The following is a 9346-nucleotide window of genomic DNA, read 5'->3' on the forward strand; positions in this document are numbered from 1 at the left end:
CGCCCCGGGCGACCGGCGACTCGACCGCCAACGCCGCCAAGGACCTCTCGGACAGCGAGAAGGAGGTCGACTTCTCCAACTGGCCGCTGTATGTGGACACCGACGAGAAGGACAAGCAGAAGCACGGCACCCTGGACGCCTTCACCGCGGCCACCGGCATCAAGGTCAAGTACAACGAGGACGTCAACGACAACGTCGAGTTCTTCGGCAAGGTCAAGCCGCAGCTCGCGTCGGGCCAGGACACCGGCCGCGACCTGATGGTGCTCACCGACTGGATGGCCGCCCGGTTGATCCGGCTCGGCTGGGCGCAGAAGCTCGACCCGGCGAACGTCACCACTGCGATCACCACCGTCGAGCCCCGCTTCCGCGCCCCCGACTGGGACCCGGGCAGGCTCTACTCCTACCCGTGGGCCGGCATCCAGACCGTCATCGCGTACAACCGGAAGGCGACCAAGGGGAAGGAGGTCACCAGCGTCTCCCAGCTGCTGGACGACCCCGACCTCAAGGGCCGGGTCACCTTCCTGTCCGAGATGCGCGACAGCATCGGGATGGTCCTGCTGGACATGGGCAAGGACCCGGCGAAGTTCAGCGCGGACGACTACGACGGCGCGATCGCCCGGGTGCAGAAGGCCGTCGACAGCAAGCAGATCCGGCGCTTCACCGGCAACGACTACGGCCAGGAGCTCTCCTCCGGCGACATCGCCGCGTGCGTCGCCTGGGGCGGCGACCTGATCCAACTGCGTGCCGACAACCCGGACATCGAGTTCGTGATCCCGGAGAAGGGCTACCTCTCCTCGACCGACAACATGCTGGTCCCGGCCAAGGCGCGACACAAGACGAACGCGGAAAAGCTGATCGACTTCTACTATCAGCCGAAGATCGCGGCGCAGCTGGTCGCGGGCATCGGCTTCGTCTCCGCCGTCACCGGGATGAAGGACGAGCTCGCCACCCTCGCCCCGGACAGCGCGGCCAACCCGCTGGTCGTACCCACCCCCGAGATGGCGGCCAAGGCGCACGTGTTCCGCACGCTCGCCGAGGGCGAGGAGAGCGACTTCGAGCAGAAGTTCTCCAAGCTCATCGGCGCCTGACCCCCGCTCACGGCAGAGATCCCAGGAAGACACCCCATGACAGACCAGCTGCGCGACGCGGCCGGCGGCGACGTCCGCCTCACCGGCATCGGCAAGACCTACGGCTCCTTCACCGCTGTCCACCCGCTCGACCTGACCGTCCCCCAGGGTTCCTTCTTCGCCCTGCTCGGCGCCTCCGGCTGCGGCAAGACCACCACCCTGCGCATGATCGCCGGCCTGGAGGAGCCCACCTCCGGCACCGTGCTGATCGGCGGACAGGACGTCACCGCCCTGCCCCCGTACAAGCGGCCGGTGAACACCGTCTTCCAGAGCTACGCGCTCTTCCCGCACCTGGACATCTTCGAGAACGTCGCCTTCGGCCTGCGCCGCCGCGGCCGGAAGGACGTCAAGAAGCAGGTCGACGAGATGCTGGAGCTGGTCGAGCTCGGCCAGTACGCCCGGCGCAAGCCGCACCAGCTCTCCGGCGGCCAGCAACAGCGCGTCGCGGTCGCCCGCGCCCTGATCAACCACCCCCAGGTGCTGCTGCTGGACGAGCCGCTCGGCGCCCTCGACCTCAAGCTGCGCCGCCAGATGCAGCTGGAGCTCAAGCGGATCCAGACCGAGGTCGGCATCACCTTCGTGCACGTCACCCACGACCAGGAGGAGGCCATGACCATGGCCGACACCATCGCGGTGATGAACGGCGGCCGGGTCGAGCAGCTGGGCGCGCCCGCCGAGCTGTACGAGAACCCCGCCACCACCTTCGTGGCCAACTTCCTCGGCCAGTCCAATCTGCTGCCCGCCGAGGTCACCGGCGGTGCGGGCGCGGACCTGCTGCTCACCGTGGCCGGCGTCCGCCTCGCGGTGCCGAAGGCCCGCTGCGCCACCGACGCCAAGCGGGTCCACCTGGGCGTGCGCCCGGAGAAGATCACCATCACCCACGCCTCCGAGAAGGTCGCCGAGGGCCGCAACGAGCTGGCCGGCACCGTCGTCGACTCCAGCTTCATCGGCGTCTCCACCCAGTACGTGGTGCGCACCGACGGGGGCCAGGAGGTCACCGTCTTCGAGCAGAACATGGAGCGCGACGCCCGGATCGTCCCCGGCGCCAACGTGCTGCTGCACTGGAACCCGGCGCACTCCTTCGCCCTGGACGCCTCGCAGGCGATCGACGCGGGCACCGCGGAGGAGGCCGCATGACCGCCACCACCCCGGCCGCGCCGCCGCAGGCCGTACCGCCGGACCGCGGCCCGCTGCCGTCGAAGGAGCCGAAGCCCAGGCGCAAGCTCACCCCGTACTGGTTGCTGCTGCCCGGCATCGCCTGGCTGGTCGTGTTCTTCGCCGTGCCGATGGTCTACCAGGCGTCCACCTCGCTGCAGACCGGCTCGCTCGAAGAGGGCTTCAAGGTCACCTGGCACATATCGACCTACTGGGACGCCCTGGTCGAGTACAAGTGGCACTTCGTCCGCTCGTTCTCCTACGCGGCGATCGCCACCGTGCTCTGCCTGGCCATCGGCTACCCGCTCGCGTACACCATCGCCTTCAAGGCGAACCGGCGCTGGCGCAACGTCATCCTGATCCTGGTCATCGCGCCGTTCTTCACCAGCTTCCTGATCCGCACGCTGGCCTGGAAGACCATCCTGTCCGACGGCGGCCCGGTGGTAGGAGCGCTCGACACCCTGCACGTCCTGGACGTCACCAACGCGCTCGGCCTCACCTCCGGGGACCGGGTGCTGGCCACCCCGCTCGCCGTGGTCTGCGGCCTGACCTACAACTTCCTGCCGTTCATGGTCCTGCCGCTGTACACCTCGCTGGAGCGGATCGACCCCCGGCTGCACGAGGCCGCCGGCGACCTGTACGCCCGGCCGTTCACCACCTTCCGCAAGGTCACCTTCCCGATCTCGCTGCCCGGCGTGGTCGCGGGTACCCTGCTCACCTTCATCCCGGCCTCCGGCGACTACATCAACGCCCAGCTGCTGGGCTCGCCGAGCGAGCAGATGGTCGGCAACGGCATCCAGAAGCAGTTCCTGAACGTGCTCGACTACCCCACGGCTGCCGCGCTGAGCTTCATCCTGATGGCCCTGATCCTGGGCATGGTGACGGTCTACATGCGCAAGGCCGGGACGGAGGAACTGGTCTGATGTCCCGGATTTTCAAGTGGATCCGCGCCCACCTGGTGGTGCTGGCCGGCCTGCTGGCCCTCGCCTACCTGGTGCTGCCCAACCTGGTCGTGCTGGCCTTCTCGTTCAACAAGCCGGTCGGCAAGTTCAACTACGAGTGGAACGAGTTCTCCACCGACGCCTGGACCAACCCCTGCGGCGTGGCCGACATGTGCCAGTCGCTCTCGCTCAGCCTGCAGATCGCGGTGCTCGCCACCATCGGCGCCACCGTGCTCGGCACCATGGTCGCCTTCGCGCTGGCCCGCTACCGCTTCCGCGGCCGCTCGGCCACCACCGCGATGATCTTCCTGCCGATGGCCATGCCCGAGGTGGTCATGGCCGCCTCGCTGGGGACGCTGTTCCTCAACATGCGCATCCCGTTCGGCTTCACCACCATCCTCATCGCGCACATCATGTTCTGCCTCAGCTTCGTGGTGACGGCGGTCAAGGCGCGGGTGATGAGCATGGACCCGAGGCTCGAACAGGCCGCCCAGGACCTCTACGCGACCCCCACCCAGACCTTCCTGAGGGTCACCCTGCCGCTGGCCGCGCCCGGCATCGCCGCCGGGGCGCTGCTCAGCTTCGCGCTCTCCTTCGACGACTTCATCATCACCCAGTTCAACTCGGGCCCGACCACGGTCACCTTCCCGATGTTCGTCTGGGGCGCCTCGCAGCGCGGCATCCCGGTGCAGGTGAACGTCATCGGCACCGCGATGTTCGTCGCCGCGGTCGCGCTGACCGTCGCCGGACAGTGGCTCGGCAGCCGTCGGAAGGCCACCGCCTGACCGAACGCCGAACGCCGAACGGCGCGCCTGGCGGAAGGCCCGGCGTACCGCCGGACGCGACCTGACGCACGGTCGGTCAGCGGCGGCCCGCAACTGTCATCTATCCGTAGAAAGTGGCTGATAATGCATGGACTCCGCCCGCGCACTCAGTGACGCCAGGCCCACCCCCTTCTGGCTGGAGGACCCCGGCCGGCCGGAGGCGCTGCCCGCCCTGGTCGGCGACACCACCTGCGACCTGCTGGTCGTCGGCGGCGGCTACTCCGGCCTGTGGACCGCCCTCATCGCCAAGGAACGCGACCCCTCACTGGACGTCGTGCTGGTCGAGGGCAACGAGGTCGGGTGGGCCGCGTCCGGGCGCAACGGCGGATTCTGCGCGGCCAGCCTCACGCACGGCTTCGGCAACGGCCTGCAGCGCTGGCCCGCCGAACTCGCCCAGCTGGAACGCCTCGGCGCCGCCAACCTCGACGGCATCGAGGCCGCCGTCAAGCGCTACGGCATCGACGCCGAATGGGAGCGCACCGGCGAGATCGACGTCGCCACCCAGCCCCACCAGGTCGAGGAACTGCACGAGATCGCCGAGGCCGTCGCCCGGTACGGCTTCGACATCACCGTCCTGGACGCCGACCAGCTGCGCGCCGAGGTGAACTCGCCGACCTTCCTCGGCGGCCTCTGGGACAAGGAGGGCGTGGCGATGGTCCACCCCGGCAAGCTCGCCTGGGGCCTCAAGGACGCCTGCCTGAGCCAGGGCGTCCGCGTCTACGAGCACACCCGGGCCACCGACCTGCGGGAGTACGGCAGCGGCATGGCCGCCCGCACCCCGTACGGCCGGGTGTTCGCCCGCCGGGTCGCGCTCGGCACCAACGTGTTCCCGTCCCTGCTCAAGCGCGTCCGTCCGTACGTCGTGCCGGTGTACGACTTCGCGTTGATGACCGAACCGCTCAGCGAGGAGCAGCTCGCCGCGATCGGCTGGCGCGGCCGGCAGGGGCTCGGCGACAGCGCCAACAAGTTCCACTACTTCCGGCTCTCCGCCGACAACCGGATCCTCTGGGGCGGCTACGACGCGGTCTACCACTACGGCGGCCACGTCCGGCACGAGTACGACCAGCGGCCGGAGACCTTCCGCACTCTGGCCAACCACTTCTTCCGCTGCTTCCCGCAGCTGGAGGGGTTGCGCTTCACCCACGCCTGGGGCGGGGCCATCGACACCTGCAGCCGATTCTCGGCGTTCTTCGACACCGCGTATCGGGGCAAGGTCGCCTACGCGGTCGGCTACACCGGGCTCGGCGTCGGCGCGACCCGCTTCGGCGCCGAGGTGATGCTCGACCTGCTCGCGGGCGAGCGCACCGAGCGCACCGCGCTGGACATGGTGCGCTCCAAGCCGCTGCCGTTCCCGCCCGAACCGGTGCGCTGGGCCGGGATCGAGATCACCACCCGCTCGCTGGAGCGGGCCGACCGCAACGGGGGCCACCGCAACCTCTGGCTGCGCACGCTCGACCGGCTGGGGCTCGGTTTCGACAGCTGAACCCGCTCCCCGTCCCGTGATGCGCTGACGCGACCCGTGTCAGGCGATCCGCGTGACGCGACCTGTGTCAGGCATCGGCGTGACGCGACTCGTGTCAGGCGATCCGGGCCGTGCGACCTGGTTCGTGCGACCCGTGTAAGAGGGACCCGTCGTCCGCCTCTTGTCGGTGACGGCGGGTCTCGGTCTCCCGCCGTGCCCGACCAGGACGAACGGCAGGAAGCGGGGACACGACATGGAGAGCACCGGAATGCACTGGCTCGCCCAGGTGGCACCGGACCCGGAGGCCTTCCGGGCACAGTGGGAACGCATCGGGCTGGGCCTGATGCTGCTACCGGCCGGACGTCGCTGGGACGTCCTGTCCGTCCCCGGACGGCTCGGCCGCCCGGCCCTGGACGTCCTGGACAGTGGCTCCTGGGGGCCGGTCCTCACCGACCTCGGGGACGAGCACGTCAGCTTCCTGGTGCCGGTCGGCACCGCCGCCCGCTGGGTCGGCACCAGCGTGCGCTGCGCGGGGGAGGGCACCTGGATCGTCGTTCCGCACCCCGAACGCAGCAGCCGGGCCGTGCGCTGGCTGGTCCCGCCCGACGGCTCCGGGCGACTCAACGATCCGGTGCTGCTGGAGCTCGTCCTGCACGAGGCGGCGGCCGGGCTCACCGGCTGGTGAGCACCCGCGCGTTCCCCGGCATGGCGCGCGGGGCGGGCGGTCGCGTCAGACTGGACGCGTGACCACCGCTCCGCACACCGTCGACTCCTCTCTCCGGCCGGGCCCCGCCCAGCTGCGCCTGGCCGCCCTGGCCGCGCCCGCCTGCGCCCGGTACGGGCTGGCGCTGGCCGGCGGGCACGCGCTGCGCGCCCACGGGGTCGTGGCCTGCCCGCAGGACGGGCTCACCCTGGCGACCGGCGGCGCCGACCTGCCGGAGGTGGCCGCCGCGCTGGCCGAGGCGTACCGCGCGGCGGGCGGCGGGGTCGCCGAGCGGCCCGGCACGCCGCGCCTGGAGCAGCTGACCGTACGGCTGGCGCTGGGCGGGCGCACACACTCGGTGGAGCTGCGGAAGGAACCGCTCGGCCACCGGCCGGTCCGGCTCGACCTGGGCGCCCCGGCGCCGGACGAGCCGCCGGTGGTGCTGCCGGTGGTCGCGCTGGAGGACGCGGCGGCGCTCACCACCGCGCTGCTGGTCGACCGGGGCATGCCGCGCGACTTGATCGACGTGCACGCCCTCACCCGCTGCTACCGGGAGGGTGAACTGCTAGCGCTGGCCGGTGAGTTGGACCCGGAATTCCAGCCCACCGCGCTCGCCGACCGGCTGGAGACGCTGGCCGAGGCGGCGGACGGCCGCTTCCGCGCCCGGGGCGTCGAGGCCGGGGCGGTGGACGGGCTGAAGCTTTGGGCGCTGGCCTGGGCACAGGACCTGCGGCTTGACCTGCTGGAGACCCAGGAGGCGGCGGACGGGCTGCACGACCCGTACCTGGAAGACGAGGAATCCTGAGCCCCGGGGCCGCCAGTTCCCGCGTTCGGAGCAACGACCGGACGACCTGTAAGGCTGAATCCGGGATCCCCGTCAGCCTGTTCGTTGAGCCTCGCCGGGGCGGCCACCAGACTGGGAGACGAGCGCGGTAGCCCCGTGAATTCCCGTCGCCCGACCCTCTCGCGGGCGGCGCCAGACCGGACCGGTGGCAGGACGCCGCCCGGGACTTCGGAGGCAGACGGACCTTGAGCAAGCACATCATTCACTGGATCGGCGGCAAGCCCGTCGCCACCGCCGGCGCGGCGCCCCGCCGCGGTGACATCTTCGACCCGGCCACCGGCCAGGTCTCCGGCCACGTCGACTTCGCCGAGACCGCCGAGGTCGACCAGGCCGTGGCCGCGGCCGCCTCGGCCTTCGCCGAGTGGCGCACCGCCTCGGTGGCCAAGCGGACCACGGTGCTCTTCGCTTTCCGCGAGGTGCTGAACGCCCGCCGCGACGAACTGGCCGCGATCATCGTGTCCGAGCACGGCAAGGTGCATTCGGACGCGCTGGGCGAGATCGCCCGTGGTCTGGAGGTCGTCGAGTACGCCTGCGGCATCCCGCAGCTGCTCAAGGGCGGCTTCACCGAGCAGGCCTCCAGCGGCATCGACGTCTACTCGATCCGCCAGCCGCTCGGCCCGGTCGCGATCATCTCGCCGTTCAACTTCCCGGCCATGGTGCCGATGTGGTTCTTCCCGATCGCCATCGCGGCGGGCAACACCGTCGTGGTGAAGCCCTCGGAGAAGGACCCGTCTGCCGCCAACTTCCTGGCCGAGTTGTGGAAGGAGGCCGGGCTGCCGGACGGCGTCTTCAACGTCGTGCACGGTGACAAGGCGGCCGTCGACCGCCTGCTGGAGCACCCGGACATCAAGTCCGTCAGCTTCGTCGGCTCCACCCCGATCGCCCGCTACGTCTACGAGACCGGCACCCGCTACGGCAAGCGCGTGCAGGCCCTGGGCGGCGCCAAGAACCACATGCTGGTGCTGCCCGACGCCGACCTCGACCTCGCCGCTGACGCCGCCGTCAACGCCGGCTTCGGCGCGGCCGGCGAGCGCTGCATGGCCGTCTCCGTGCTGGTCGCCGTCGACCCGATCGGCGACGAGCTGGTCGACAAGATCAAGCAGCGGATGGCCGCCCTGAAGGTCGGCCCCGGCTGCAACGGCGACTCCGAGATGGGCCCGCTGGTCACCGGACAGCACCGCGACAAGGTCACCTCCTACGTCGAGTCCGGCCTCGCCGACGGCGCCGAGCTCGCCGTGGACGGCCGCAAGCACCCGATCACCACCGAGGACAAGAACGGCGCCCCGACCGCCGACGGCTTCTGGCTCGGCCCCACGCTGTTCGACCACGTGAAGCCCGGCATGTCCGTCTACAACGACGAGATCTTCGGTCCGGTCCTCTCCGTCGTGCGCGTCGCCTCCTACGAGGAGGGCGTGGCGCTCATCAACGCCAACCCGTACGGCAACGGCACGGCCCTGTTCACCAATGACGGTGGCGCGGCCCGGCGCTTCCAGTTCGAGGTGGAGGTCGGAATGGTCGGCATCAACGTGCCGATCCCGGTGCCGGTCGCCTACTACTCCTTCGGCGGCTGGAAGGCCTCGCTGTTCGGCGACTCCCACGCGTACGGCCCGGACGGCGTGCACTTCTTCACCCGCGGCAAGGCCGTGACCCAGCGCTGGCTGGACCCGTCCCACGGCGGCATCAACCTCGGCTTCCCCACCAACAGCTGAACCCCGCTTCTGAGCACGGCTCCTGAGTCCCACCTCTGAGCCCCCGCTCCGCAGTCGCGCCGGCCGGACCCCTCTCCCCCGGGGGCCGGCCGGCGCCTTTTGCACGCCGTTTGCGTCCGGCCACAGAAGCGCGTACAGTTCTTCGAGTTGCCTGGCAGGGAGCACCGGACACGCGTCTGCGCGGACGGTCCCGGGGTAGCCAATCCTTTGAAACACCACTTCCGGTTCGTGCCGGTCGTTTCGCGTTGTCGCGTTGCGGCCTGGTGCTTATTCGGCGTGCGCGTTTTATCGGATTGCGGCTGGATTCGCTTTTCGGAGCGGGGATCGGCTAGAGTTTGAAACGTCGGACGGGGCGTCAAGCCCTAGAAGACACCGGCGAGTTGGATGAACGAAGCTCCGGAAACGGAGCGGAAAACATCTGATAAGCTGGAAACACGAAAGAACGAAGCGCCCGGAGGGCCCGCTGGAAGGCGGTCCGAAGGAAGCGTCCGTTCCTTGAGAACTCAACAGCGTGCCAAAAGTCAACGCCAGATATGTTGACATCCCCGGCCTTGATCGTTCGATCGGGGTTGGAGATTCCT

Annotated in this window: 8 protein-coding genes; all 8 read left to right on the forward strand. The window is 70.0% G+C overall.

Annotation, left to right across the window (positions count from 1 at the left end; translation table 11 throughout):
- The coding region (locus ABZW30_RS45670; protein ID WP_355677254.1) for a spermidine/putrescine ABC transporter substrate-binding protein at positions 1-1088 on the forward strand (1088 nt) is incomplete at its 5' end.
- 36 nt (positions 1089-1124) lie between these two features.
- The gene (locus tag ABZW30_RS45675) at positions 1125-2264 is read left to right on the forward strand and encodes an ABC transporter ATP-binding protein (protein WP_355677255.1); all 1140 of its coding nucleotides are present in this window, start codon (positions 1125-1127) and stop codon (positions 2262-2264) included.
- On the forward strand, positions 2261-3205 hold the full coding sequence (locus ABZW30_RS45680) for an ABC transporter permease (RefSeq protein ID WP_355677256.1): 945 nt from the start codon (positions 2261-2263) through the stop codon (positions 3203-3205). The genes ABZW30_RS45675 and ABZW30_RS45680 overlap by 4 nt, the downstream gene beginning before the upstream one ends.
- Entirely contained in the window at positions 3205-4008 is an 804-nt protein-coding gene (locus ABZW30_RS45685; RefSeq protein WP_355677257.1) for an ABC transporter permease, read from the forward strand. Before ABZW30_RS45680 ends, ABZW30_RS45685 begins: the two co-directional genes overlap by 1 nt.
- A gap of 127 nt (positions 4009-4135) precedes the next feature.
- Positions 4136-5530 carry an FAD-dependent oxidoreductase gene (locus ABZW30_RS45690; RefSeq protein WP_355677258.1) on the forward strand — a complete coding sequence of 465 codons (1395 nt, stop codon included), beginning with the start codon at positions 4136-4138 and terminating at the stop codon, positions 5528-5530.
- A gap of 166 nt (positions 5531-5696) precedes the next feature.
- Positions 5697-6194, forward strand: coding sequence for a bifunctional DNA primase/polymerase (locus ABZW30_RS45695; protein WP_355677259.1), 498 nt, complete (start codon positions 5697-5699; stop codon positions 6192-6194).
- A gap of 58 nt (positions 6195-6252) precedes the next feature.
- Positions 6253-7017 (forward strand): nucleotidyl transferase AbiEii/AbiGii toxin family protein, encoded by a 765-nt coding sequence (locus ABZW30_RS45700; protein WP_355677260.1) that lies wholly within the window; start codon positions 6253-6255, stop codon positions 7015-7017.
- 224 nt (positions 7018-7241) lie between these two features.
- A complete protein-coding gene (locus ABZW30_RS45705) occupies positions 7242-8765 on the forward strand; it encodes a CoA-acylating methylmalonate-semialdehyde dehydrogenase (protein WP_355677261.1) in 1524 nt (507 codons plus the stop codon).
- Positions 8766-9346 lie beyond the last annotated feature (581 nt).

It is taken from the genome of Kitasatospora sp. NPDC004669, assembly GCF_040609455.1.
GTDB lineage: Bacteria > Actinomycetota > Actinomycetes > Streptomycetales > Streptomycetaceae > Kitasatospora.

Excerpts from the sequence above, each read along its gene's own strand:
- ABZW30_RS45675 (WP_355677255.1), top strand. The coding sequence starts at position 1,125 with ATGACAGACCAGCTGCGCGACGCGGCCGGCGGCGACGTCCGCCTCACC.
- ABZW30_RS45680 (WP_355677256.1), top strand. The coding sequence starts at position 2,261 with ATGACCGCCACCACCCCGGCCGCGCCGCCGCAGGCCGTACCGCCGGAC.
- ABZW30_RS45685 (WP_355677257.1), top strand. The coding sequence starts at position 3,205 with ATGTCCCGGATTTTCAAGTGGATCCGCGCCCACCTGGTGGTGCTGGCC.
- ABZW30_RS45690 (WP_355677258.1), top strand. The coding sequence starts at position 4,136 with ATGGACTCCGCCCGCGCACTCAGTGACGCCAGGCCCACCCCCTTCTGG.